Source organism: Nocardia sp. NPDC051981, from assembly GCF_040680715.1.
Taxonomy (GTDB): domain Bacteria; phylum Actinomycetota; class Actinomycetes; order Mycobacteriales; family Mycobacteriaceae; genus Nocardia.
Genome location: NZ_JBFAXK010000012.1, coordinates 1 through 25,882, shown reverse-complemented (window position 1 = coordinate 25,882; position 25,882 = coordinate 1). Strand labels below are relative to the sequence as shown.

The 25,882-nt window shown below is 67.7% G+C and carries 26 protein-coding genes; 22 read left to right on the top strand and 4 right to left on the bottom strand.

Going from position 1 to position 25,882, the window contains the following annotated elements; translation table 11 throughout:
* Positions 1–49: 49 nt before the first annotated feature.
* From AB0L60_RS21380 to AB0L60_RS21300, 17 genes are all read left to right on the top strand, one after another.
* Entirely contained in the window at positions 50–1,288 is a 1,239-nt protein-coding gene (locus AB0L60_RS21380) for an alkane 1-monooxygenase (RefSeq protein ID WP_364616627.1), read from the top strand.
* Positions 1,288–1,473, top strand: a complete 186-nt coding sequence (locus tag AB0L60_RS21375; RefSeq protein WP_354849893.1) for a rubredoxin — start codon at positions 1,288–1,290, stop codon at positions 1,471–1,473. The genes AB0L60_RS21380 and AB0L60_RS21375 overlap by 1 nt, the downstream gene beginning before the upstream one ends.
* Positions 1,470–1,652 carry a rubredoxin gene (locus AB0L60_RS21370; protein ID WP_354849896.1) on the top strand — a complete coding sequence of 61 codons (183 nt, stop codon included), beginning with the start codon at positions 1,470–1,472 and terminating at the stop codon, positions 1,650–1,652. The genes AB0L60_RS21375 and AB0L60_RS21370 overlap by 4 nt, the downstream gene beginning before the upstream one ends.
* Positions 1,649–2,938: an FAD-dependent oxidoreductase gene (locus AB0L60_RS21365; protein WP_364616624.1), complete on the top strand. Its 1,290-nt coding sequence runs from the start codon at positions 1,649–1,651 to the stop codon at positions 2,936–2,938. Before AB0L60_RS21370 ends, AB0L60_RS21365 begins: the two co-directional genes overlap by 4 nt.
* Positions 2,939–3,270: 332 nt before the next feature.
* Positions 3,271–4,068 carry an ABC transporter permease gene (locus AB0L60_RS21360; protein ID WP_364617010.1) on the top strand — a complete coding sequence of 266 codons (798 nt, stop codon included), beginning with the start codon at positions 3,271–3,273 and terminating at the stop codon, positions 4,066–4,068.
* The gene (locus AB0L60_RS21355; RefSeq protein WP_364616622.1) at positions 4,068–4,937 is read left to right on the top strand and encodes an ABC transporter permease; all 870 of its coding nucleotides are present in this window, start codon (positions 4,068–4,070) and stop codon (positions 4,935–4,937) included. Before AB0L60_RS21360 ends, AB0L60_RS21355 begins: the two co-directional genes overlap by 1 nt.
* A 3-nt stretch (positions 4,938–4,940) precedes the next feature.
* Complete coding sequence (locus AB0L60_RS21350; protein ID WP_364616620.1) at positions 4,941–5,969, top strand: MlaD family protein; 1,029 nt, start codon at positions 4,941–4,943, stop codon at positions 5,967–5,969.
* Complete coding sequence (locus AB0L60_RS21345; RefSeq protein WP_364616618.1) at positions 5,966–6,973, top strand: MCE family protein; 1,008 nt, start codon at positions 5,966–5,968, stop codon at positions 6,971–6,973. Before AB0L60_RS21350 ends, AB0L60_RS21345 begins: the two co-directional genes overlap by 4 nt.
* On the top strand, positions 6,973–7,986 hold the full coding sequence (locus AB0L60_RS21340; RefSeq protein WP_364616616.1) for an MlaD family protein: 1,014 nt from the start codon (positions 6,973–6,975) through the stop codon (positions 7,984–7,986). Before AB0L60_RS21345 ends, AB0L60_RS21340 begins: the two co-directional genes overlap by 1 nt.
* The gene (locus tag AB0L60_RS21335; protein WP_364616614.1) at positions 7,987–8,916 is read left to right on the top strand and encodes an MCE family protein; all 930 of its coding nucleotides are present in this window, start codon (positions 7,987–7,989) and stop codon (positions 8,914–8,916) included.
* On the top strand, positions 8,913–9,938 hold the full coding sequence (locus tag AB0L60_RS21330) for an MlaD family protein (RefSeq protein WP_364616612.1): 1,026 nt from the start codon (positions 8,913–8,915) through the stop codon (positions 9,936–9,938). Before AB0L60_RS21335 ends, AB0L60_RS21330 begins: the two co-directional genes overlap by 4 nt.
* Positions 9,939–10,889, top strand: coding sequence for an MlaD family protein (locus tag AB0L60_RS21325; protein ID WP_364616610.1), 951 nt, complete (start codon positions 9,939–9,941; stop codon positions 10,887–10,889).
* Positions 10,890–10,903: 14 nt separating this feature from the next.
* Complete coding sequence (locus tag AB0L60_RS21320; protein ID WP_364616608.1) at positions 10,904–11,593, top strand: hypothetical protein; 690 nt, start codon at positions 10,904–10,906, stop codon at positions 11,591–11,593.
* Positions 11,533–12,237 (top strand): TetR/AcrR family transcriptional regulator, encoded by a 705-nt coding sequence (locus AB0L60_RS21315; RefSeq protein WP_364617008.1) that lies wholly within the window; start codon positions 11,533–11,535, stop codon positions 12,235–12,237. The genes AB0L60_RS21320 and AB0L60_RS21315 overlap by 61 nt, the downstream gene beginning before the upstream one ends.
* Positions 12,234–12,872, top strand: coding sequence for a TetR/AcrR family transcriptional regulator (locus AB0L60_RS21310; RefSeq protein ID WP_364616606.1), 639 nt, complete (start codon positions 12,234–12,236; stop codon positions 12,870–12,872). The genes AB0L60_RS21315 and AB0L60_RS21310 overlap by 4 nt, the downstream gene beginning before the upstream one ends.
* 129 nt (positions 12,873–13,001) lie before the next feature.
* Entirely contained in the window at positions 13,002–13,130 is a 129-nt protein-coding gene (locus AB0L60_RS21305; RefSeq protein ID WP_364616604.1) for a hypothetical protein, read from the top strand.
* 110 nt (positions 13,131–13,240) lie between these two features.
* The gene (locus tag AB0L60_RS21300) at positions 13,241–13,993 is read left to right on the top strand and encodes an SDR family oxidoreductase (RefSeq protein ID WP_364616602.1); all 753 of its coding nucleotides are present in this window, start codon (positions 13,241–13,243) and stop codon (positions 13,991–13,993) included.
* 101 nt (positions 13,994–14,094) lie between these two features.
* Here AB0L60_RS21300 and AB0L60_RS21295 read toward each other — a convergent pair whose 3' ends face one another.
* Positions 14,095–15,681 (bottom strand): glycosyltransferase family 39 protein, encoded by a 1,587-nt coding sequence (locus AB0L60_RS21295; RefSeq protein ID WP_364616600.1) that lies wholly within the window; start codon positions 15,679–15,681, stop codon positions 14,095–14,097.
* 265 nt (positions 15,682–15,946) lie between these two features.
* Between AB0L60_RS21295 and AB0L60_RS21290 the strand changes: the two genes are divergently transcribed.
* Positions 15,947–16,960 (top strand): zinc-binding alcohol dehydrogenase family protein, encoded by a 1,014-nt coding sequence (locus AB0L60_RS21290; protein WP_364617006.1) that lies wholly within the window; start codon positions 15,947–15,949, stop codon positions 16,958–16,960.
* Here AB0L60_RS21290 and AB0L60_RS21285 read toward each other — a convergent pair.
* Entirely contained in the window at positions 16,944–17,801 is an 858-nt protein-coding gene (locus tag AB0L60_RS21285) for a cyclopropane mycolic acid synthase family methyltransferase (protein WP_364617004.1), read from the bottom strand. The two genes, AB0L60_RS21290 and AB0L60_RS21285, sit on opposite strands and share 17 nt — an antisense overlap.
* A 221-nt stretch (positions 17,802–18,022) precedes the next feature.
* Between AB0L60_RS21285 and AB0L60_RS21280 the strand changes: the two genes are divergently transcribed.
* Together AB0L60_RS21280 and AB0L60_RS21275 are read left to right on the top strand one after the other, a co-directional pair.
* Entirely contained in the window at positions 18,023–18,928 is a 906-nt protein-coding gene (locus AB0L60_RS21280; RefSeq protein WP_364616598.1) for an expansin EXLX1 family cellulose-binding protein, read from the top strand.
* An 84-nt stretch (positions 18,929–19,012) separates the two neighbouring features.
* Entirely contained in the window at positions 19,013–19,936 is a 924-nt protein-coding gene (locus AB0L60_RS21275; RefSeq protein ID WP_364616596.1) for an alpha/beta hydrolase, read from the top strand.
* 16 nt (positions 19,937–19,952) lie between these two features.
* Here AB0L60_RS21275 and AB0L60_RS21270 read toward each other — a convergent pair whose 3' ends face one another.
* Positions 19,953–21,353, bottom strand: a complete 1,401-nt coding sequence (locus tag AB0L60_RS21270; RefSeq protein ID WP_364616594.1) for a wax ester/triacylglycerol synthase family O-acyltransferase — start codon at positions 21,351–21,353, stop codon at positions 19,953–19,955.
* Between the two features lie 268 nt (positions 21,354–21,621).
* Between AB0L60_RS21270 and AB0L60_RS21265 the strand changes: the two genes are divergently transcribed.
* Complete coding sequence (locus AB0L60_RS21265; protein WP_364616592.1) at positions 21,622–22,272, top strand: cutinase family protein; 651 nt, start codon at positions 21,622–21,624, stop codon at positions 22,270–22,272.
* Positions 22,273–22,481: 209 nt separating this feature from the next.
* Here the strand turns inward: AB0L60_RS21265 and AB0L60_RS21260 are convergent, their stop codons facing one another.
* Complete coding sequence (locus AB0L60_RS21260) at positions 22,482–24,551, bottom strand: SDR family oxidoreductase (protein WP_364616590.1); 2,070 nt, start codon at positions 24,549–24,551, stop codon at positions 22,482–22,484.
* 558 nt (positions 24,552–25,109) lie between these two features.
* Here AB0L60_RS21260 and AB0L60_RS21255 point away from each other — a divergent pair.
* Entirely contained in the window at positions 25,110–25,640 is a 531-nt protein-coding gene (locus AB0L60_RS21255; protein ID WP_364616588.1) for a hypothetical protein, read from the top strand.
* Positions 25,641–25,882: the final 242 nt, after the last annotated feature.

Sequence of the window (25,882 nt, the reverse complement as noted above, 5' to 3'; positions counted from 1 at the left end):
ATCTAATGAATACAGTTCTTCGGAAAGTGTAAATACAAGGAGTGCGGCAATGACGACGTCTCGTTCTCGAGTTGAACGCAGCCGGGAGCCGGAGGCTTCGGCCCGCCCCCAGTGGCGTGACCGCAAGCGGTATCTGTGGTTGTTCGGTCTCGTACCCCCGACTGCCCTGTTCGTGGCGATGGTGCTGGTGTGGGCGTTCAACGAACTCGGCTGGTCGGTCGTCGCCCCGGTCTGGTGGTGGATCGGCCCGCTGCTGGTGTACGGGCTGCTGCCGGTGCTGGACCGCTTCTTCGGCCCGGACGGCCAGAACCCGCCCGACGAGGTGATGGAGTACCTGGAGAACGACAAGTACTACCGGTACTGCGTCTACACCTACATCCCCTTCCAGCTGCTGAGTCTGACCGTCGCCTGCTACCTGTGGACCGCGAGCGACCTGTCCTGGCTGGGCATCGACGGCGGCCTCGGCGTGGTCTCCAAGATCGGCCTGGCGCTGAGCATGGGTGTCATGGGCGGCGTCGGCATCAACACCGCGCACGAACTCGGCCACAAGAAGGACGAACTGGAGCGCTGGCTGTCGAAGATCACGCTCGCCCAGACGTTCTACGGCCACTTCTACATCGAGCACAACCGCGGCCATCACGTGCGGGTCGCGACGCCCGAGGATCCGGCCAGCGCCCGCTTCGCCGAGACCTTCTGGTCCTTCCTGCCGCGCAGCGTGTGGGGCAGCCTGCGGTCGTCGTGGGAGCTGGAGGCCAAGCGACTGGAGCGACTGGGCAAGCGCCCGTGGACGATTCGCAACGACGTGCTCAATGCCTGGCTGATGTCGGTGGTGCTGTGGGGCGTGCTGGCCGCGGTCTTCGGCCCGGCGGTGCTGCCCTGGCTGGTGATCCAGGCGATCTATGGTTTCACCCTGCTCGAGACCGTCAACTACCTCGAGCACTACGGCCTCCTGCGTCAGAAGACCGCCAGCGGTCGCTACGAGCGGTGCACCCCGGAGCACAGCTGGAACTCCGACCACATCGTCACGAATATCTTCCTGTACCACCTGCAGCGGCACAGCGATCATCACGCGAATCCCACCCGCCGTTATCAGACGCTGCGCAGTATGGACGGCGCGCCGAACCTGCCCAGCGGCTACGCCAGCATGATCTCGCTGGCTTACTTCCCGCCACTGTGGCGGCGGGTGATGGATCACCGGGTGCTCGAGCACTATTCGGGCGACATCACCAAGGTGAACATCCAGCCCCGCAGGCGGGCGCGCGTGCTGGCGAAGTACGGGGTGGCGTGATGTCCTCCTACCGTTGCCCGGTCTGCGATTACGTCTACGACGAGGCGAAAGGCGCTCCGCGGGAAGGCTTCCCGGTCGGCACCCCCTGGTCCGCCGTCCCCGACGACTGGTGCTGCCCCGACTGCGGGGTACGCGAAAAGATCGATTTCGAACCCACTTCCACCTCGACAGGACACCACTCATGAGCGACTACAAACTCTTCCGCTGCCTGCAGTGCGGCTTCGAATACGACGAGGCCCTGGGCTGGCCCGAGGACGGCATCGCCGCCGGCACCCGCTGGGACGACATCCCCGACGACTGGTCCTGCCCGGATTGCGGTGCCGCCAAGAGCGATTTCGAGATGGTCGAGGTCAGCCGCGCGTGAGCGGCCGCATCGTCATCGTGGGCGCGGGCGTCGCGGGTGCCACCGCAGCCCGCACCCTGCGCACCGAGGGCTACACCGGCGAGATCGTGCTGCTCGGCGCGGAACCCGGACATCCGTACCGCCGCCCCATGGTGTCGAAGGAACTCCTCGCCGGAACCGTCGAGGACCGCCGGACCCTGTTGCAGCCCACGGACTTCTGGCACACCCACCGGATCGACCTGCGCCCCGGCACCACGGTCGAATCGATCGACCCGGGCCCGGCGCTGGTGTGGCTGGCCGACGGCACGGCGATCGGCTACGACACCCTTCTACTGGCCACCGGAGCCCGGCCGCGCGCATTGTCGATGGCTGCCACGCCGATCCGCCCCGATCTCGACCGCGGGGGTGTCGAGATCGGGGGACGGCGTCCCGACACGGGCGAGCGGATCCACACGCTGCGCGGCCGGGCGGATGCGGAGGTCTTGCGGGAGGCGATCGCGCAGGGCGGGTCGCTGCTGATCGTGGGGGCCGGGCTGATCGGGTGCGAGGTCGCGGCAACCGCGCGGGGGCTGGGTGCGGAGGTCACGGTGCTGGACGCGGCGGCCGTGCCGCTGGAGCGCGTCGCGCCACGGGCGATCGGCGATTATCTCCGGAAGTTGCACGCGGACAACGGGGTGGCGATCCACACCGACGTCCGGCTGACGCATCTCGCCCAGGATGGTGCGGAGGTGGTCGCCGTGGCCGCCGATGACAGCACCTGGACGGCGGCCGCGATGCTGGTCGCGATCGGATCTGTCCCGGACACTCGGCTCGCTGCGGCTGCCGGGCTCGCGGTGGGTGACGGGATTCGGGTGGACGAGCACTATCGGACATCCGTGCCCGGGGTCTATGCGGCCGGTGACGCGGTGGCCCGATTCGATCCCGTGTCGGGCGGGTATCGGCGCGAGGAGCATTGGAACAGCGCCCAGTCCCAGGGTGCGGCGGCGGCCCGATCGATGCTGGGATTGCCCGCCGCGGCTGCCGAGGTCCCCTGGGGCTGGTCGGTGCAGTATGGCCGGAACGTGCAGTTCGCAGGCGTAATCCACGCTGGTGGCGAGCTGGTGGTGCGGGGTCGGGTCGAGGCGGGGGACGCGACGGTGCTCGCATTGCGCGAGGGCCGCGCGATCGGTGCGGTGGCCATTGCCCGGCCGGCGGAGTTCCGGGCGGCAAAGGACCTGATCGGGCGGGGCGCGGTGCTGGATCCCGGTGCCTGCGTGGACGAATCCCGGCCGCTGGCCGAGGCGGTCGCACTGTCCGGACAGTCGTGAGGGCATACGCCCGCAGTTGAGCTAATCGCCCGCAAAATCCGAAATGCCGCTGGACCAGTCGAATGGTTCAGCGGCATTTCGCATTTGCCGACTTATTGCTGAAACCTGCTGGTAGGACATGCTATTCGCGCGGCGCGCGCATCTTTCCCCGCCCGGTGGCCCCCTGTCAAGCCTGCGAGTAATTCCGTGAAGACTGACACGTCAGTCCGAAATCTGTATTACTGTCTCGGTCAGTTCGAACCGGTCAGCAGAGGGGCCGGTCGGCATCGACCAACAGTGGGGCTGTGGGGTGGTGAACATTGGTCGACAAGGCTGTTCGGGGGCCGGAACCGTTGGTACGGCAGGCAATCGAATTCGTTCTCTCGGGGCTGCGGACATTCGGACGCACCATTCAGCTGGCGAGCGCGGCGTTCCGGTTCCTGGTCGTCGACATCGTCACACTGCGCCATCCGTGGCGTGACACGCTACAGCAGGGCTGGTTCATCGTCAGCGTGACGGCGATTCCCGCTGTGCTGGTGTCGGTTCCGTTCGGCGTCATCGTGGCGGTGCAGGTGGGGAGCCTGACCCAGCAGGTGGGCGCGAGTTCGGTGTCCGGCGCGGCCGGCGGCCTGGGCGTGATCCGGCAGGGCGCGCCCATGGTGACCGCGCTGCTGCTGGGCGGCGCGGCCGGGTCGGCCATCGCTTCGGATCTGGGTGCGCGCACCATTCGCGACGAAGTGGATGCCTTGCGCGTCATGGGAATAGACCCGGTTCGCCGGCTGGTCGCGCCGCGGCTGGCCGCCATGATCGCGCTCACGCCGCTGCTGTGCATGCTGATCATCTTCATGGGCGTGTTCACCGGCTACGTGATCGCCGTCGGTTTCCAGGGCGTGACGCCCGGCTCCTACCTGTCCGCGTTCGCGGCCTTCGCCAAGCTGACCGACCTGTGGGTTGCCATCGCGAAGTCGATCGTGTTCGGGGTGATGGTGCTGGTGGTGTCCTGTCAGCGCGGACTCGAGGCCACGGCCGGCCCGCGCGGGGTGGCCAATGCGGTGAACGCCGCGGTGGTGATCGGCGTGATCGCGGCCTTCGGCGTGAATCTGGTGATCACCCAGCTGGTTTCGATGTTCATCCCGACGCAGGTGGGCTGATGACACAGGTGCCAGCCAGATACACGCCGCTCGGGACGGCGGGCCGGGGCATCGGCGCGAGCGCGCAGGCGCCCCTGTCCGTCTTCGAATCACTGGGCCACCAGGCGACTTTCGTCTACGAGGTGCTCGCCGCCATCCCGCACACGCTGCGGATCTACCGGCGCCAGACCATGCTCATCCTGTCCGACATCACCTGGGGCTCCGGGGCGATCATCGTCGGCGGCGGCACCGTCGCGGTGCTGGCATTCCTGGGCATCGCGGTCGGCGGCTCCATCGGGGTGGAGGGTTTCACCGCGCTGAACATGGTCGGCATGGGCCCGCTCACCGGGTTCGTCTCCGCCTACGCCAATACCCGCGAGATGGCGCCCATGGTGGCGGCCATCGGCTTTGCGGCCCAGGCGGGTTGCCGCATGACGGCCGAGATCGGGGCCATGCGCATCGCCGAGGAGATCGACGCGCTGGAGGCCATCGGCATCCGGCCCATGCCCTTCGTGGTGACCACCCGCGTGATCGCGGGCGTGATCACCATCGTGCCGCTGCACCTGCTCACGCTGATCCTGTCGTACCTGTCGTGCGCGACCGTGGTGAATGTGCTGCACGGGCAGTCCTCGGGCACCTACTACCACTATTTCGACGCCTTCCTGCAGCCCGGCGATGTGCTGGCCTCGCTGGTCAAGGCGACGATCTTCGTGGTTGTCATCATTCTCATCCACGGCTACCAGGGCTTCTACGCCTCGGGCGGCCCGGAGGGCGTGGGCCGGGCCTCGGGCCGGGCCATTCGCGCCAGCCTGGTGCTGGTGGTCATCCTGGACATGATCCTCACGATCGTGATCTGGGGCCTGGATGTCGGTATCCGGATCTCGGGGTGAAACATGGCCGTGTTCAAGGACTATTCCGGCCGTAGCGCCGGTCCCTGGATGTTGCGGGCGCGCGGCCTGGTGGTCGCCATCGTGCTCGTCACTGTGACGATTATCGTGAGTTCCAATGCGCGGGGCGGTTTCTCGGACCGGTTCGAGGTCACCGTCGACGCCACGACGCTGGGTGAGGGCCTGGCGCCGGGCGCGGAGGTGAAGTTCCGCGGCTATGCCATCGGCACCGTCGAGAAGGTCGAGACCGTCGGCTACGGGCATCAGCGCATCGATCTCGCGATCGAACGCCGCCAGGCCGGCGCCCTCACCGACGACGTCAGCGCACGCTTCACCTCGTCGAACGTGTTCGGTTCCAGCGCCATCGAATTGGTGCCGGGCACCGATGGCAGGAAGCTGCGCGAGCACACGGTGCTGCAGATCGGGGCGAACGCCACCAATGCCACCGTGGCCGGGGTCTTCCGGCGCGCCGCGCGCCTGACCCAGGTGCTGGATTCGGCTGCGGTGCACCGACTGTTCGACCTGCTGCTCGACAATGCCCCGAGCATGGGCCCGGTACTGCAGTCGTTCTTCGCGACCGCGAAGCTGCTGGCCGACGGCCGGCAGAACACCCTGGCCCACTACCTGCGCATCGGCGGGGACATGACCGGGGCGTTCCGGGACCTGACCCCCTCGGCCGGGCACGCCATCCTGGCCGTGCTCGAGCAGAGCGCCTACTTCGGCGATCCGGAGAACCAGGCGCGCACCAACAAGTCCACCAATGGCGTGAACGACACGGTGCTGGTGGGGCTTTCGAATCTCCTGCAGCAGAACAACCCGGATCTGGAGAAGATCCTCGACAGCATTCTGGACCTGGCGGTGCCGATCAGTGTATCGGTGGGGTCGGTGGCCCCGGCCTACAACCGCGTGCCGAATCTGCTGCAGGCCATGGACGGCGCTTTGCCGGTGGTGGACGGCCGGGTCCAGCTGCAGCTCGAGCTGATCGCGAAAACCATGCCGTACCTGGCCGATTCGCTGGCGGGAGGGGCGAAATGAGCGACATCACCAAATCGGCGCTCAAGCTCACCGCCTTCCTGGTGGTCGTGGCCGCCTGCACCACCTTCATCGTGACGGCGCTGCGCACCCCGATTCCCGGTGACAAGGTCACCTATGATGCGGTGTTCACCGATGTCTCCGGGCTTTTCGCTGGCGACTCGGTGCGCATGTCCGGCGTCGCCGTCGGCAAGGTGGAGTCGGTGTCGCTGGACGGTACTCGGGCGCGGGTGCATTTCACGGTGGATCGGACGCGGCCTGTGTACGACAACACCAAGGCAGCGGTGCGCTATCAGAACCTCATCGGACAGCGGTACGTCGAGTTGCTCACCGAGGGGCAGGGCGGAGCGAAACTGGCTGCCGGAGCGACCATTCCGGTGGAGCGGACGATCCCGAGCTTCGATGTGTCCAAGCTGTTCAACGGCTTCAAGCCGATGTTCGACACCTTGGATCCGGCTCAACTGAACCAGTTCGGCACCAACCTGCTGCGGGTCATCCAGGGTGACGGCTCGGGTATCGGGCCGGTGCTGGCGGATCTGGACACGCTCACCAAGCACGCCCGCAACAGCGAGGCCGTGATCGTGCTGCTCATCCGGAATCTTGGGATGGTCGCCGGTTCCCTCGGCGGCAAATCCAAAGCGGTGGGCGATCTGGTGCAGCAGCTCTCGGGCATCCTGCACCAGTTCACGGCCAAGACCCGGACCATGCTGAGCGCGGTCGACACCGCGAAAGGCGTGCTGGGGCAGATGGTTCCGATCCTGGAGGAGGGTCGCGACGCCTACGACACCGGCTACGGACCGGTCGACGGGCTGTTGCGGCGGCTGGTGTCGCAGACCGATCAGCTCACCCAGATTCTCGCCCTCACACCGCAATTGGTGACCGGGCTGAACCGATCGGTGCCGGGTCAGGGCTACCAGCCGCGCATCACGTGCTCGCACGGCGAGGCCGCGCTCCCGGCCGTGGTCGGTGTCATCCTGTCCAACCAGAAACTGGTGGTGTGCAACTGATGAGAGCACTGATCGCCTATGCCGGCGAGCTGATTCGGGACGTGCTCACCGGGCGGGGGGACCAGAACACCCAATTGCGCTGGGGGATAGCAGGTGTCGTGGTGTGCGTGATCGCGCTGGCCATCGCCGGGGCGCTGCATGTGATCCCGTTCGGGCAGCGCACCTACGTGGCCGACTTCAAGATCTCCGGTGGTGCGCGCTCGGGGGACGAGGTGCGGGTGGCCGGCATCAATGTCGGCAAGATCCGCGCCGTGGACCTCGTCGGCGACCACGTCGAGGTCCGCTTCACGGTGAATCACGATGTGCGCGTGGGGGATAGGTCCGTAGTCGAGGTCAAGATGCTGACCCCGATCGGCGGCCACTACCTGGCGCTGTCCCCGGCCGGGGACAAGGATCTCGCCGCGAAGCACATTCCGCCGGAGCACACCGCTACCCCGTTCGAACTGAGCGACATTCTCGACAAGGGCACCCCGATCTTCGGCAAGGTCGACGCCGCCACCATGCGCGGCACCATCGGGCAGCTGAATTCGGCGCTGGCGCAACAGCCCGACGCGCTGCGCGGGGTCATCGGGAATGCCAACGAGCTGACCGGGCTGCTCGCCGAGCGCACCGACCAGCTCAACAGCGCGCTCGATGTGTCCGACGAGTACATCGCCGCCATTGCCGACGACAAGGCGCTGCTCGCGGATTTCGTGAAACAGCTGGGCGCCGTGGCCGACCAGCTGGGCAATCGCAAGGACGACATCGTGAGCATGTTCAACCTGCTCAAAAGGCTGCTGGTCATCCTGCACCGGCCGATCATGGCCTACGGCGACAGCATCGAGCCGTCGGTGACGCAATTCGAGCAGCTGGTCTCCAAGGTGACCGCGGACCCGGATCGGATCGACACCGTCATCAACGGGATGCGCGATGTCATCAACCGGCTCGACGGAATGCTGGGCACCCAGCTGAAAGTGGATCAGCCGGCCGCCGGAGTCCAGCTGTGCATTCCCTACGAAGGCAAGGCGTGCTGAATGAAATGGGGCAGAGCAGCACTCGCCGCCGGCGTCGCCGTCGCGGTCGTGGCCGCCGGGGTGACCGGGGTGTCGTGGGCGAATTCGAAACGCGATCCGAAACAGAGCGTGTGCGCGGAATTCACCGATACCGTCGGCCTGTACCAGGGCAATAGCGTCACCATGCTCGGTGTCGAGGTCGGCACCGTCACCAAGATCGAGGCCATGGGCGACCGCATGCGGATCACCATGAGCGTCGAGGATTCGGTGAAACTCCCGGCCGATATCCAGGCCGTCACGATGTCGAGTTCCATTGTGACGGACCGGCATGTGGAACTCACCAGGCCGTACACCGGCGGCACCCGATTCGACACCTCGCAATGCATTCCGCTGGAGCGGACCAGGACGCCGATCGGCATGAGCGAGGCGCTCGATGCCATGGGAAAGCTCGCCGGTGACCTGACCGGGGGCGGCGGTACCGGCGGCAACCCCGACACGCTGCTCGACGACACCCTCACCGCGGCGAACAATGCCATCGACGGCACCGGGCAGCAGTGGAATCAATTGCTGCAGCGGCTGTCCGCGGTGATCGGCGATCCCACCCAGAAGGATGCCGTCTTCCGGCGGCTGGTCGACAATCTGGACCAGCTCACCACCATGTTCGTGACCAACTGGCCGGATATGGCGGAGGTGCTGAACAATCTGCGCGCCGGGCTCCAGTTGATCGGGCAGTTCTCGGCCGAATTCTCCGGCGCGGTGGATATCGCGGTGGAGTTCCTCCCGGTGATCGCCCGCAATGTGGGCAAATACGATCAGCAGATCTACGGCCTGCTGGATGGGGTACTGCCGCAGGCACACACTTTCGTCCAGCAGCACGAGGGTGATATCACTTCGCTGCTGGCCGCCCTGCCGCCACCGGCCGCGCAACTCCCGCGGGTGGGTGCGAAATGAGGCGCGCACCGATCCTGAGGCACACCGCCATCCGGCTGGCGCCGCTCATCACGACGGCCACGCTGGTGCTGACCGGTTGCGGGGTGAAGGCCACCGACATCCCGATTCCGGGGACTTATCCCTCCGGCGACACCTACACCGTGCGAATCGAATTCGGCTCGGTGCTGAACCTGCCGGACCGGGCCAAGGTGATCGCCGACGGTGTCGAGGTCGGCATGCTCGACCACATCGATCTGATCGGCACCACCGCGGTGGCGACGGTGAAACTGCACACCGACGCCAAACTGCCGAAGAACACGACCGCGGAATTGCGGCAGTCCACGATTCTGGGCGATATCCACATCGCGCTGGAAGCGCCCCAGCACGCGGACACCGCGTTCCTCGCCAACGGCGATGTGATCCCGATGTCGCAGACCATTCCCGCCACGAATGTGGAGGACATTCTGCGGGCGCTGTCCAACATCATCACCGGTGGACGCTGGTCCGATATCCAGAAGCTGGTCACCGACGTGAACGCGGCGTTCCCGTCGGATCCGGCCGAGCTGGACCGGATCAATGCGGCGGGCCGCGCGGCGCTGCACGACATGGCCTCGCACACCGACGATCTGAATCGCATCCTCACCTCGGCCCAGCAGATCACCGGCCAGCTGGAATCCGGCCGCGGGGCGGTGGATCAGATCCTCACGCTCGGGCCCGACCGGGCCGCCGGATTGTCGGATGTGCTGCTGGCAGTGGTCAACCTGATCATCAGCGGCGGCCCGCTGGCCCAGAACGCCGGCGACCTGCTGCTGCCGCATGTCGGCGACTTCCGCTCGATCGTGTCGATCCTCGCGCCGACCGCGGTCACGGCCGGATACGCCGACCTGACCCTGGTGGCCGATCTCGACACCTTCCACACCCTGCTGAAGGAGAAGGTCATTCCCTTCCTCAGCGCCCCGGATGTGAGGGTGCAGCGGGTGTCCGCCGATGTGCAGGCCGACCAGCTGATCACCACACTGCGCTCGATCGGGATGGTGCCCTAGATGAAACTCTCACTCTCCGGGCCGGTTTCGCTGGTCATGCTGCTGGTGCTCACCCTGATCTGCGGCAGCTACATGGCCGTCGGCGTGCTGAATCTGGACCCGCGCCGCCAGCACAACACCGTCACCCTGCTGCTGGACAGTTCCGGCGGCCTGATGAAGACCTCCGAGGTGACGCTGCGCGGACTGCCCATCGGCAAGGTCCGAGATATCGGCGCCACCGGACGCGGATTGGCCGTCACCCTCGAATACGACTCGAAATTCCGGATTCCCGCGGACAGCGTGGTGCAGATCGCGAACCTGTCGGCGGCGGGGGAGCAATTCCTGGACTTCCGGCCGAGCGGCACCCAGGGGCCATTCCTGCACGACGGCAGCGTGGTGCCGAACCGGCAGGTCAAGATCGCGACCACGGTCGGTGACGCGCTCGCCGAGCTGGACGCGCTGACCGCGCAACTGGATCCGGCCAAGCTGCAGAACCTGGCCACCACGGTCACCGCCGGATTCGAGGGCCGCGACGCCGATGTCGCCAACCTGACCAGGGCTCTGGCCGGCACCGCGAATCTGCTGCGGGACAAACGCGATGCCATCGCGCGGCTGTACGCGAACGTGCAGAACCTCGGCGACAAGTTCGACGGGCGCGCCCCCACCCTGAGCGCGGCCGCCGGGGACATCGACACCGCGCTGCCGGAGCTGCTGCACATCATCGCCGCGTTCCAGAACTACTCCCACATCGGCGAAAAAATCTACGACGATCCGATCGGGCCGCTGGTCACCAAGATCAATGACTATCTGCAGCTGATCGGGCCCGACCTGAGCCATATCGCCACCGTCCTGAAACCCGCGACCAGCGCGATCAAGCCGCTGCGCGTCGACGCCGGCTCGATCGTGGACCTGCTGTCCACGGTGTTTCCCGGCGACGGCGCCGCCCATGTGGCCATCGACATTCCTCGCTAGAGAGAAGGCAATTCGTGAGTGAGAACGAGAACACCGCGCACAACGACGAGACCGAGCAGATCAGCGCAACCGAACAGACGGGCGCGACCGAGCAGACCGGTGCAGCCGAGCCGACCGGCGCGGCGGAACCGATCTCGATTCCGGTCCCGGCACCCTCGAAAGCCGTGCCCGCCAAGAGTTTCGGCGAACGCGCCTACCCGGCGGTGACCGTCGCCGCCGCCGTGCTCGCGGTGGTGGCCGTGGTCCTCGGCGTGCTCTGGCACAACTCGTCCGGCGACTACCACGCGCTGCAGAACGGCCAGGCCGACCGCGACCGCGCCGCCCAGGTGGCCAAGGACTACACCCTGCGCTCGCTCACCTACGACTACCGCAACCTGCCCGCCTTCTTCGACGGCGTGGAGCGCGGCACCTCGGATGCGTTGCGCGACAGGTACACCCAGGTGCACGACACCCTGGCCAAGATCATGACCGACGCTCAGGTGGTGGCGACCGGCGATGTGGTCGGCAGCTCGGTGGAGGTCAAGGGCAACGACCAGTACACCGTCACCGTCTACGCCACCCAGAAGACCCAGAACGTGCAGCAGACCGACCCGGCGACCATGCCGAACCTGCTGGTGCTGACCGTGGCCAAGAGCGGCGGCGACTGGCTGGTCACCGATTACGGCCCCAAGGACCTCGGCCAGAAGCGCGGGGCCGCGAAATAACCTCGCGACGCATCGGGCGGCCGCCGCAGCCCGAACTCCCGCCGCGGCGCCGCCGGCAGATCATCGAGGCCGCCTTCGAGGTCTTCACCGCCAACGGCTACGAGGCCACCGCCATCTCCGAGGTGGCCGCCCGGGCCGGGGTCGGACAGGGCACCGTCTACCGCTACTTCGGCAGCAAGCGCGAAATCCTCGACCACGTCCTCGATCTCGGCATCGAGAAGGTGACCGACGCCATGGAACTCGACACCGTCCTCGGCGCCGCGGGCGAGGTCGGCGAGCTGGTCGCGGCGGTGCGCGCGGCCCTCGACCGGCTCTGGGACCTGCTCGAACAGGAGCCGCAGGTGTTGCGGCTGCTGGTGGTGGAGGCCGGGGCCATCGATCCGGAGCTGGCGCACCGGCTGCTCGGGCTGGAGGCGCTGACCGCCTCGCTCATCGCGGGGGAACTGACACGCGGCAGGGAGGAAGGGTGGATTCGTCCCGATATCGACCCGGACGTGCTGGGGCATACCATCCTCACCATGGTCGGGCCGTGGATCATGCGGGAACTGCTGGGCGCGGGCAATCCGGGCATCCGGGAGCGCAGCATGACCGCGGTGATCGACGTCCTCGACAAGACCCTGCGCCCCCGGAGCGCCCCTCCGTGACAGCCGGCCGGGCAGAGCGCGGCCGCCACCCGCGCGCCGCACAGCGCCGGGCCGAATTGGTCGGCGCCGCCTACGAATTGGTGGTCACGCGCGGCTTTCGCGGCATCGCTGTGGACGACATCGCGACGGCCGCCGGGGTCAGCCACGGCACCTTCTACAACTACTTCGCCAACAAGCGCGACATTCTCGACGCCGTCATCGACCACTGCTTCACCCTCATCCGCGCCCACCTGCTGGGGCCCGAGGGGGACGACATCCCCGCCACCCTCGACGCCTTCTGCGCGCGCTACGCCCGCGTCGTCGACCGCTGCTACAACCTGGTCGAAACCGAACGCGGGCTGGTGAATTTCTTTCTGCTGGAGGCCTCTTCGATCGACGATCGAGTCCTGGACCGCTGCCTGCACCATGCCCGCGCCTACGGGGCGCAATCGGTGGAGGTGGTGCGGCGCGGGATCGCCCACGGGTACCTGGATCCGTCGCTCGATCCGGAGATCGCGGGCGAGGTCCTGCTCTCGATCCTGGTCTCGGCGCTGCTGGCGGCCTTACGCGCCGGATCCGACGGGCTCAGCCAGGACCGTGTTCGCAACCAATTGGTCTCCTTCCTCCGGATCGCACTGGCCGGCGACCTGGAATGACCCCACTCGCGCGGCTGCCCCGGGCCGTCCGGGGACGGTGCTATGTTCGCCGGGTCGGGAGGAGATCAACTGTGGGCGTCGAGGTGGCCGGGCTGTTCCACGGCCGGTATCGCCCTCCAGGTACGGCGCATGCTGTCCCGCGACGATGTCCGAGCCGCAGCGCGGGCGGCCGGGTTACGGGAGATCGCTTTCGACCCGGACCGCTGGCCGGCGCCCTTCGGCGGGCGCGACCTGTTCGTCTTCGACCGGGCACGATGAGGCGGTCGGTCCTCGCTGCCGAATGAGCTACTGCTGCCGGCTGAGCTACTTTGGAGGCCGCTCGAGCGGGTGGCGGTATCGCGGCTGCCCGGGGATGGAATGGAGACGGTATGGCGGGCAATGGTGCCGGGCGGTTCGAGGGCCGGGTCGCGGTGGTGACCGGGGCATCCTCCGGGTTGGGGCGGGCCGTGGCGCAGTCGCTGCGCGACGGCGGGGCTCGGGTGTTCGGGGTGGGGCGCGACGAGGCACGATTGCGGGCGGCACTCGAAGGGGGCGAAACAGGCTGGCTGGCAGCGGATCTCACTGATCCGGGCGCGGCCGCGGAGGTGATGCGGGCGTGTACGGAGCGCTTCGGCGGGATCGACATTCTGGTCAATGCGGCAGGGGCGCACACCATGCGGCACACCGCCGAGGTCAGTGACGAGGAGTGGCAGTACGACCTGGCCGTCAACCTCAGCGCGCCGTTCTTCCTCTCCCGCGCCGCGCTCCCGCACCTGCTCGAGCGTGGCGGCTGCATCGTCAATGTCGCCTCGATCGCCGGCCTCGAGGGCCAGGCGTACTCGGCCGGCTACTGCGCCGCCAAACACGGCCTCATCGGGCTCACCCGGGCCATGGCCCTCGAATTCGACAGCAGCGCAATCCGGATCAACGCCGTCTGCCCCGGCGGTATGACCACGCCCCTCCTGGAGAACTTCGCCTTCCCTGCGGACCCCGACTACACCCTCATCATGAAAACCGCGTCCGCCCGCGGTCTCATGGACCCGGCCCAGGTGTCCAACGTCATCACGTTCCTCTGCTCCGAGGAAGCCTCCGCGGTCCACGGCGCCGTCTACACCGTCGACAACGGCAAGATGTCCCTCTGACCCACCCCGCGACCGCGGAATCAGCCGCCGCAAGCCGCACGTCAGCGAAACGAGTACGGCCGCGGCGGGTGACGCCGCGGCCGCACACCGGCTCGGGTAGCTCAGATTCCGCTGGGGAAGGTGAGGGTCATCAGGCCCGGCCAGACCCCGGACCAGGGTTGCAGGGGGTCGTGGCAGACGTAGACGGTGACCAGGCGTTCCAGGCCGGGCAGACCGTTGGGGTCGTCGAGGCGGGTGACCTGGGTGGTGGAGGCGAACTTGGAGAGGAATTCCTTGTCGCCCACGCCGTCCACGGAGAGGTAGACGATCGTGCGGGCCGAGTCCGGCGGCGGGCCGAAGTAGCCGAAGCCGCGGTTGGGGCTGTAGACCGGCGGCATGTGGTAGGCGCGGCCGAATTCCTCCAGCGCGCTGGCCTGTACGTACGCGGTCGCGACCACCGCGGTGTCGCGGCGCTCGGATTCGGGCAGTCCGGCCACCGCGTCGGCGACCGCCTTGGTGAAGGTTTCGTAGCCGGCCGGGCCGGTCAGCGACTCGCGCTGCCAGTACTGGGCCTGGTCGGTGATCGGGCGGTCGATCCCGGTGAAGTCCCGGGCCCACTCCCAGCCGTATGGCACCGGGATCGCGCACATCCACGCCGTGAACAGGACGGCCGACAGCACCGCCACGGCGTTCACCGCCTTGCGCACCTGACGCCGCGCCTCGACCGTGCTCAGCGCGAACGCGCCCGCGCCGATCAGGGCCGGCCAGAAGCCCGCGACGTAGTACGAGCGGCCGTTCTCGACGAGGACGATCACCAGCAGCCCTACGCCCGCGATCAGGGCGAAACGATACGGCCGCAACGACTCCAGCCGCACCAGGCCCCACAGGCCCAGGATGCTGAGCAGGCCGCCGAGCAGGCCGCACTGGACGGCGATCTCCACCGCGCAGACCAGCGGTCCGGTGTGGGCGGCGTACTGCTCCTGGGCGATGATCGCGGTCATCTTGGATTCCACCCAGTCGTGGTCCATCTGCCACAGGATGCCGGGAATCATCGAGACCGTGAGGATCAGCGTGCCGACGTACAGCGCCGGGCGGCGCAGCAACTCGCGCGGTCCGGCGATCAGCACGCCCAGACCCAGCAGCGCCCACACACCCGGCATCATCCACTTCGCCTGGAACGCCACCGCCGCCACCACGCCGGCGACGATCAGCAGCCAGTCCTGCCGGGTCCGCACCCAGCGGATCAGCAGCCAGACGATCCCCGCCTGCAGGGGAATGTCGAAGGTCAGCGTGATCAGCTGCATCTGGTTGAACGCCAGCGGCGAGACCGCGTAGGCCGCCGCGGCGAGCACCTGATACCGCGCCCCCGCCCCCAGCTCCCGCGCGGTAGCGGCCGCCACCACCGCCGCGGCCGCCATCAGCAACAGCGCCGGAATCCGCAGCGCCAGTACCGAACCCGGCGCGATCACATCCATGATGTGCGCGACGAACGGCGCCAGCGGCCCCTGGTCCGGATAGGCCCACGCCAGCCGCCGACCGGCCGCCAGGAAGTACAGCTCATCGCCGAAGTAATTGACCCGCGCCGCGGGCACACCGAGCACAATGGCGAACCCCAGGGACACGGCGAGCACACCGCGCCAGGCGAACGGCACCGGATCGGCTGCCGCTTCGGCGGCGTCCACCTCGGGCGCCGCGTCGATCGTTGACATCAATCCCTCCCGGACCACGAAAAAACGCCCGGCAACACCGAATTTTCGGCGAGGCCGGGCGTCGATCAGGCTGCAGAATAACTGGTTTCCGCCGGTTTGGTCGCCCCATTCCTTTCCGGGGCTTGCCCGGGCGCCAACGGTCGCACACGATGCCCACGGAGAAACCCCGGGTCAGCCCCTGATGGCGGCCCTCGCGACGCCCCGGAATACGGGCGGTTTCTCCCGGCTGCGAGCCCGGCGGGAGGAGACTGGGGGAATGGCGACGATGAGAGCATGGCGGGTCGAGCGGCCGGGCCCGGTCGATGAGCGGCCGGTGAGCTTCGAACAGACGTCCGTACCCGAACCCGCCGCCGGGGAGTTGCTCGTCCGGGTGCTGGCATGCGGGGTGTGCCGGACCGATCTGCACGTCGCCGAGGGGGATCTGGCGGTGCATCGGCCCGGGGTGGTCCCCGGACACGAGGTCGTCGGTGAGGTCGTGCAGGTGGGGGCGGGGGTGGACGGTGAGATCCGGGTGGGTGATCGGGTCGGGATCGCCTGGCTGCGGCACACGTGTGGAGTGTGCAGGTTCTGCCGAAGGGGCGACGAGAACCTGTGTCCCGAGTCGCGCTACACCGGCTGGGACGCCGACGGCGCCTACGCCGAATTCGCCACCGTACCAGCGGATTACGCGCTACCTCTGCCCGGCGGATACACCGATGCCGAGCTCGCGCCGCTATTGTGTGCGGGCATCATCGGGTACCGGGCGTTGCGACGGGCGGCGCTGCCGCAGGGCGGACGTCTCGGTATCTACGGATTCGGCGGGAGCGCCCACCTGGCTGCGCAGGTGGCGCTGGCGCAGGGCGCGGAAGTCCATGTGATGACCCGCGACAAGGAGGCCCGGGAGCTCGCGCTGGAGCTGGGCGCGGCCTCGGCGCAGGGCGCCGCCGACGCACCCCCCGAGCCACTCGATTCGGCGATTCTCTTTGCGCCCGTGGGTGATCTGGTGCTGCCCGCCCTGGCGGCGCTGGATCGCGGTGGGGTGCTGTCGATCGCCGGAATCCACCTCAGCGACATTCCGCCGCTGAACTACCAGCGGCATCTGTTCCAGGAGCGGGAGATTCGATCCGTCACCGCTAATACCCGGCAGGACGCCAGGGATTTCCTCGCCGTCGCGGGCGGCCATCGCCTCGAGGTGACCGTCCATCCCTACCCGCTCGAGGCGGCCGATCAGGCCCTCCGGGATCTGGCCCACGGGCGATTCGCGGGCGCGGCGGTCCTGGTGCCTACTTCTGGAGGGTGAACTGCACGACGTCCAGGTGGCCCGCCCGGAAGTAGTGCGCACTCCCGGTCAGGTACCGGATATACCGCTGGTAGACCTCTTCGGAGGTGATCCGGACCGCCTCGTCGTGATGCGACTCCAGCGCCGCCGCCCACAGGTCGAGGGTTTTGGCGTAGTGCGGCCGCAGCGACTGGATCCGCGAGGTCCGGAAGCCCACCGCCTCCGCCTCCCGCGGGACCGTATCGGGTTGCGGCAGTTGGCCTCCGGGGAAGATCTCCCGCTTGACGAAGATGTGGAACAGCGCATCCTCGCGGGTGACCGGGATCTCGGCGGACCGCAGCTCGGCCAGGGTGCGCCCGATGATGGTGTGCAGCAGCATGCGTCCGTCGCGGGGCAGCATCCGATGGCACCGGGTGAAGAATTCCGCGTACCGCACCTTGCGGAAGTGCTCGAAGGCCCCGATGCTGACGATCCGATCGGCGGTGCCCTCGAATTCCTCCCAACCCTGCAGCCGCACTTCGGCTTCGGAGATGCCGAGTTCCCGCAGCCGCGTCTGGACCGACTCGAATTGATTGCGGCTCAGGGTCAGCCCGATCACCCGCACCCCGTAGGTCAGCACCGCCCGGATCATGGTCGACCCCCACCCGCAGCCGACGTCGAGCAGTGTCATCCCGGGTTCGAGACCCAGCTTGCCCAGCGCCAGATCGATCTTGGCCAGTTGGGCCTCCTCCAGGTTCATGCCCGCGCGGTTGAAGTAGGCGCAGCTGTAGGTCATGGTCGGGTCGAGGAACAGCGCGTAGAAGGCGTCCGACAGGTCGTAGTGGGACTGCACCTGCCGGTAAAAGGGCGCGAGCTGGGCCATGGCGGCGGTCTCCTGAGGCGAGCGGGCATCCGGAGATGCGGGATACCTGGACATACGAAGCGCCGTGGCCTGCGGTTCTAACTCCAGGACACGCCGACAACACGCCGCCGTTTTCCTTCCGACTTTCCGATTCGAGCCCGGCGAAACGGCGTCGGCTGCTTTCCTGATGTGGAGTGCAGCATCGCGTCAGCAATCACAATACGGAGGGTTGGGGACCGGCCATGCACCGCACCGGGCACGAAGAGGTCCATTCTGGCAGGCCATGGTTGTGGACGTTTCTGGTGGGAGCGGTGGTGATAGGACTGGCCACGTGGTGGATAAGACCGCAGTCCCTCAGCTGTAGTACGGCCTCACCCAGCACAACCGTCATCACGGTTCCCGCGGCTGCTGCACTGAGTTCGGTTACTCCACAGCAGATTCAAATCGAGGAGTCGGAACCGGCCCCGGAACCGGGCGAGGCCCGGTTCTACGCTTTCGATCAGGGCGTGGCGGCGTGCTCGCTGCCCAATCTGCCACTGGACGGCTACTACGTCGGCGTCCCGACCGGTCAGTACGACGGTTCCGCCCCCTGCGGCTCCTACGTCGATATCGACGGCCCGCTCGGCAGCGTCCGCGCCCTGGTCGTGGACCGCTGCCCCGGTTGCGGCCCGGACCAATACGATTTGAGCCGTTCGGCTTTCGAAGTCATCGCCGAGATCACCGACGGTGTCGCGCCGATCCGGATCAGCCAGGTGCGCGACCCCGATCCGGCGCCCGAGCTCTTCTACCGCGTGCAGCCGAGCTCCTCGCCCAGCTGGATCGGAATCCTGTTCTCCGGCACCGGAAATCCCATCCGGCAGGTCGCGCTGCGCCCCGCCTCGGGCGGTGACTACCGGCCCCTGCGGCGCGGCAACGACAACTACTGGAACCTCTCCGGTCTGGGTCCGGGTCCGTTCACGGCCGAGGTGATCGATATCTACGGTCACGCCGCCTTCGTTTCGGACGTCACCCTGGAGCCGGGGCGGGTGCGCCGCACCGGAATTCACCTCTACGAGATCCCCGCCGGCCCGCCCGTCACCACGCCCTCGCCGGCCGCCCCGGTGGTCGTGACCACGGTCGTCGCCGTCCCGGACGCCTGCGACCCGTAACCCGCAGGTCCGTCCCCGGTATGGCATCATAAAGTGGAACGTGTTCCATTTCGACCGCCGAGGCGGTGTGCCGGGAGGCCTTCGATGACGAACCCCAGCTCGGACCTGACCACGCCCGCCGCCGCGCCCCGCCGTGGCCGGCAGCTCTCACCGCGCATCTCCCGGCTGACCGAGGTGCCGCAGGGCGCGATGGTGGAGCTGCCCGGCCGCGGCTCGACCTATGTGGTGGACCTGCCGGGCCCGGTCGCGGATTCGCCGACCGTGCTGCTGCTGCACGGCATGGCCACCACCGCCATGCTCAACTGGTTCCCGTGCCTGCGCGAACTCAACGAGCGCTACCGCGTGGTCCTGTTCGATCAGCGCTGGCACGGTCACGGAATCCGTTCCGAGCGTTTCGATCTCGACGATCTCGCCGATGACGTCGTCGCCGTCGCCGATGCGGTGGGCGTCGAACGCCCCATTCTCGCAGGCTATTCCATGGGTGGTGTGGTCGCCCAGCTGACCGCGCACCGGCATCCGGATCGCGTGGGCGGGCTGGTACTGGCCGCCACCACCTACCGCTTCCAGGAGAAGTGGCGCGAGCGGGCCTTCCACCGCGGCTGGTCGGCCACCGCCACGCTGTTCTCCGAATGGTCCTTCCGTCGCGCCGAACTGCGGCGCGACAAGCTGCCCACGCTGCCGGAATCCTCGTGGCCGGTGGGCCGGATGGATCGCTGGGCCATGGCGGAACTGCGGGCCACCAGCGGCTGGGCGCTCGCACAGGCGCTCGCGGTGCTGGGGCGCTTCGATGCGTCGGAATGGCTGCCGGCGCTGAAAGTGCCGACGGCGGTGGTGATCACCACGCGGGATCGGGCGCTGCCCGTCTTCCGTCAGCTGGAGATGGCGAAGGCGATTCCGGGAGCGGAGATCTTCCTCGCCAAGGCCGGTCACGCGGCCTGTGCACTCGAGGCGGACGTCTTTGTCCCGGTGTTCCTCGAGGCCGTTCAATCGGTGGTGGATCGGGTGTAGCGAATTCGGGCGCGAGTCAGGCCTTTTCGCGCGCGGCCTTGAGCAGCGCGGTGATCACCTCGGGGACGGCGTCGGCGATGGTGTCGACATCCGGCACCAGTTCCCTGCAGGCGATGAATCCGAAATCCAGGTGCCCGTTGTTGGAGATCACGGTGGCGGTGAGTCCCGCGCCGTGGAACACCGGCCCGAACGGATACATCGACGCCACCCGGACCCCCAGGAAGTACATGGGGAAGTTCGGCCCGGGCACGTTCGACACCACCAGGTTGTGCACCACCGGGTGGTGCTCGGCCAGCTTGAGCGACGAGTACGCTCGTGCGGCCAGCTGGAAGGTGTTGGGCGGCGCGTACTTCGCCCAGTCCTGGAGGAAGTCGGCGCCGATCAGATTGTGCTCCTCCTTGGCGCCGCGATTGTCCTCGGCGATGGCCAGCACCCGCGCCACCGGATCCTCGATCTCGGTGTAGAGCCGCGCGAAGATGGTCGACACCTTGTTGGTGCCCTCCTCGTGGCGTGAGGTTTCGTGCGTGGACACCGGAACCGAGGCCATGAGCGAGGTTTCGGGCAGTTCGTCGTGCACCTCGAGGTAGCTGCGCAGCGCGCCGCCGACCACCGCCAGTACCACGTCGTTGACCTTCACCCCGAAGGCGGTCTTTATCTCCTTGATATCCGACAGCTCGGTCTGCACGAAGGAAATGGCGCGATGCTGGGTGATTGCCCGATTGAACGGCGTGCGCGGCGCGGTGAAGGGCAAGGGCATGCCGCGGCTTCCGTTGCCCCGCCGCCGCTGCACCAGACCGCCCAGAATGCCAACGGTCTTGGGCACCATGCCGACCATCCCGAGCCGGCCCGGGAGCTTCAGCAGCGCTGCCCCGGCCAGCTGCAGATCATTGGGTTCCGTTTCGGCCGGGCCGATCTCGGCGGGCGGAGTGTAGGACACACCCGGCTGCATATCGCACAGGTGCATCATCATGTTGGTGCCGGTGATGCCGTCCACGATAGCGTGGTGGTACTTCGAGAGGACCGCCACCTTGCCGTGCGGCAGGCCCTCGACCACCCACATCTCCCACAGCGGCCGGCCGCGGTCGAGGGGGCGTCCGGCGATGTCGGCGGCGAGTTCGGCCAGTTCCCGGTCCCCGGCCCCGGCGGGCAGCGCGAGCCGGCGTACGTGGTAGTCCAGGTCGAAGTTCGAATCCCGTACCCAGACCGGATGATCGAGGTTCAGCGGCACCGCGTGCAGCCGCCGGGTCATGGCTGGGATGAGGTGTAGCCGCCGTCCGAGTTCGGCCTTGAAGGCCTCGTGCTCGTAGCTCGCCCCGTCGGCGGCGGGATCGAGTATCAGCATTGCGCAGACGTGCAGGAGTTGGGTGTCTGTTTCGAGATAGAGGAAGCTCGCATCGAGCCCGGTAAGTCTTTCCATACCAACACACTATGAGAACTAGTTCCATTTTGCGTGTGGTTCGCGGTGTCGTCCGGATCCGGTCCGTGGCCGATTCGTAGCCCCAAAGTAGCACGTATATAACAAGTTTCATGATGAAACGTTTGGGTACCAATCAGGTGTCTCTCCAGTAGAATTCGTTGCCGCTCTCCTGGACCATTCTTACCTTGGGTCACATGGCCCGGTGAACGGTCTCTAGTCAATGACAAGAGTCACTGGGCTTCTCACAACGACGTGAGAGGTGAGAACAATGGGCGACCGTAAGGTATTGCTGCCCGGAAAGTGGCGTACGGCGTGGGGTCTCGCGATCATGCTGTCGATCGCGACCGTGTTCGTTCCACCGTCGAGGGCCAACGCGGACGCGGGATGCGCCGCCGTGGACGTCGTAGTGGCAAGGGGCACAGGCGAACCCGGGTGGCTCGGCGACGAGATCGGCGATCCACTCTACGGCATGCTGCAGGATCGGTTGCCCGTTTCGACGAGTTCCTATCGCGTGAACTACCCCGCCGACTACGCGTTCGCCGTGGGCGCGGGGAGCGCGGATCTGGTGGAGCACTTGGCCGCTGCGGCCGCCGCCTGCCCGGACCAGGAGTTCGTCCTGGTCGGCTACTCGCAGGGCGCGGCGGTCGTGCACGCGGCACTGGGCACCGGCGTGGTGTCCTGGTATCCGGGCCGGGTGCAGCTGCCGGGCTACCTCGGCGAGCGCGTCGCCGCGGTGTTGCTGTTCGGTGACCCCATGCGAGGCATGGGCTGGAATGTGCCCGGCGCGTACCAGTTCCGCACCGGGGACTGGTGCACCGGCGGCGATCCCATCTGCGGCTCCGGCATCGACGCCAACGCGCACGTCGCCTACGGCAGCGATCTGGTGGACGCGGCGAACTTCGCCGGGGACCGCATCTGACCCCGGGGAGGGGAAAGGGCCCGGCTCCCGGGCGGTCTCGTGGACTTGCTGACGAGACCCCGGAGCGGGGTCCGGGTATCCGCGGTTCGGGGGGCGTCAGGTGTCACGGCACTTGGGGCCTCGCCCACCACCGGACCGCGGATATCGAACAACGGCCGGCCCGGTGTGCTGTTCCACACCGGGCCGAACCGTGTTGGCGGACGGGCTGTCTACCAGTGCAGGCCCGGAATTCGGTTGGTGATGCGCGCGGCCGGGGCGGGCAGGCCCATGAGCGGCTGCACGATCGGGGCCAGTGCGAGCAGCGGGCTGCGCGATTCCGGCTTCTCCGTGGCAGTTTCGGCTTCCACCGTGGCGGTTTCGGCTTCCACCGTGGCGACCGGCGCGGGCGTGCGGGCCGCCTTGGACTCGCCGAACATCCGGAAGCCCTGGTGCAGGATGGCGCGCTTCACCGAGGGCATGACCGTGTCGACGACCTGGGCGAAGGTGCCGATGGGGGTGTCGATCCGGCTGGGCCGGTGCTCGAGCGCCCGCACCACGATGTCGGCCGCCTGATCCGGGCTGTGCACCGGGATGGACTTGTACAGGTCGGTCGGCGCGATCATGGCGGTGCGCACCAGCGGCATGCGCACCGAGGTGAACGTGATTCCGGCGTCGGCATTCTCGACCGCGGCGATCTCGCTGAAGTTGTCCAGCGCCGACTTGCTGGCCACGTACGCCGCGAAGCGCGGCACCTTGGTCTGCACCGCGATCGAGGAGATGTTCACGAAGTGCCCGAAGCGGCGCTCCCGCATGGACGGCAGCAGCGCCAGGATGAGCCGCACCGCGCCGAAGTAGTTGACCGCCATGGTCCGTTCGAAATCGTGCATGCGATCGGTGGAGTTGAGCACCGAGCGGCGGATCGAGCGGCCCGCGTTGTTCACCACGTAGTCGACGTGCCCGTGATCGGCCAGCGCCTGCTTGACCAGCAGCTCCACCGACTTCTCGTCGGTGATGTCGCAGACGTACGCCTGCGCCGCACCGCTTTGCGCCCGCACCTCGGCGGCCGCGGCGTTCAGGTCCTCCTCGGTGCGCGCCACCATGAGCACGGTCGCGCCGCGCTTGGCCACCGCGTGCGCGGTCGCCAGGCCGATGCCGGAGGACGCGCCGGTGATCAGCACGATGCGACCCGCGAGGCGATCGCCCTCGATGCGGCGGGCGCGATCGGGATCCAGGTTGGCGCGCCAGTACTTCCACAGGGTGGCGGCATAGTCCTCGAACGCCGGCACCTCGATGCCGCTGCCACGCAGCTGCGCCCGGGTGGATTCGGAGACGAAGGTCGACTCGAAGGAGGTGTGCGGGGCCACCTCGGCGGGAATGCCGAAGCGCTCCAGCAGGAAGTCCCGCACCGCGGGCACGCCCGGCAGCCCGCCGAGGGCGGTGAGCGCGGTGTGCGAGCCGGGCACGGTGCCGATGGCGGTCGGCGCGCCGGCGGCGCGGGCGAGCGCGTTGTAGATCTCGGTGAACGGCTGCGGTTCCGGGTTGGTGAGGTGGAAGGTACGGCCGATGAGCCCGGGCTTTCCGATCAGCTCGACCATGGCGTCGACCACGTAGTCCACCGGAACGATATTGGTGGCGCCCAGGTCGGGGATCGGCATGGGCAGCTCCGAGGGCAGTGCCGCCAGCCCCGCGATGGCGGGGAAGAAGTAATACGGCCCATCGATCTTGTCCATCTCGCCGGTGCGGGAGTCACCGGCCACGATGGCCGGGCGGTAGACCCGCCAGCGCAGGCCCGCGGCCTCGCGGACCATCTTCTCGGCCTCGAACTTGGTGCGGTGATAGGGGGAGTGCAGGCCCTGGCCGAGGTCGAAGTCGTCCTCGAAGAACTTGCCCTTGTGATCGCCCGCGACCGCGACCGACGAGACGTGGTGCAGCACCGCGCCGAGTTCCAGGGCCAGGTCGATGACCGAGCGGGTGCCCTGCACATTGGCTGCGTAGGTGACCTCGGCGTCGGCGGTCATGTCGTAGACCGCGCCGAGGTGGATGATGTGATCGGCCCGCGGGGCCTCCGAGAAGCGGCTGCCGGTGCCCTCCGGCAGGCCCAGTCCCGGTGCGGCCAGGTCTCCGACCAGTGGGAACACCCGATCCTCGGCGCCCCAGCCCGCCGCCAGCTCGCGCAGTTTGGCCACCGAGGCCTCACGCGTCAGTGCGTGGACCACGGCCTCCGGGTCGCGCTCCAGCAGCGCGGCGACAACGCGCCGGCCCAGGAATCCGGTTCCGCCCGTGACGATGTAGGAAACCATCGTCCCCTCCTTAAATACGAACCTGTTGGTATCCAACGGTGTTCGTCCGACATGCGTCGGTGGATGCGGACGGTATGCGATTGGCCCCCTAGCAGAATGTTGGGCCGAGGTAGGAACACCTTCGTGCCTAACTAGTGAGTAACTTTACGGATTCCAGGTTTGGCGTTCAACCGGAATCGCCTTTTCGGCGCTGTGGGGATGGTCACCTCGGAGCTATTCGAGTTGATATGTGTAACAAAGGGTTTGATGTAACGTATCGGCCCTCTTGGCAATTCGCAGGCAACTGGTCAAATGTCCTGAGCGTGCGCTCACTTGTTGGATCTCTGGAAGTTTGCACGGTCAGCACCCAGTTTCCGGCGGTCGGAATTGCCTGCCTCAGCCCCACCCGCCGAACCATCGACGCCCAGCCCGCCGTGCAATTCGCGGGCCGCACCAGGCTTGCACTTGCGCCCATCGAGTGGGCGGATTCGGCGGGTATTCCCCGAAATGTGCGGGGCCTGGAATGCCGCGTGGTCAGAATGATCGGGACGATGTGGTGCGGCGGGAGCGTGGTGGCGGATGCTGGTCGGTCGGGCGGTCGATATCGAGGTGATCTCCGCATTCGTCACCGGTGTTCCGGGCGATGACACCGTGCTGGTGCTCAGCGGTGAGGCCAGGCTCGGCAAGACCGCGCCGCTGGACGCGGCCGCCGAGATCGCGGTCTGGAAGCGGGACCCGGGTGCTGCGTGCGGCCGCCCTGGAATTCGAGGCCGGCCTGCGGGCGCCTTGAACCAACTACTGCAACCGATGGCCGGATACGTCGATCGGCTCGAGGCATCGCACCGGGATGCCATGCGCGTGATCATGGGGCTGGAGCCCGGGAGCCTGCCCACGACCCTGCTCGCCGGCTCGGCAACCCTTGCGCTGCCGCGGGTTTGGACCGGAGCCGAGGGCGGTCCGGCGCTGCTGGGGATCGACGACGTGCAATGGCTGGACCTGGCCTGCAGCATGGTGCTGATCTACGCCCTGCGCCGCCTGGATTGCAGCGCACCCGCGGCGAGCTCGGCGCCGCCCGCGCGAATTCCACTGCGGGCGGGCCGAATCCGCTGACCGCGCGCGAGCCGGCCGTCGCCGAACTCGCCGCCGCCGGGCTGACCAACAAGTAGATCGGCGAGCAGCTGTTCCTGTCGTCCAGAACGGTCTCCACCCACCTTCAGCGCGTCTTAGAGCCTGGTGACAAAGCGTTTGGTCGGTAAGGGCCAGCTCGCCGAGATGCCTTGAGCGGGAGCGTGTTCAGAAGAGTCCGGGCGATCAACCCGTGAACGAGGCGGGCTCCTGGTAAGCGAGGTGTT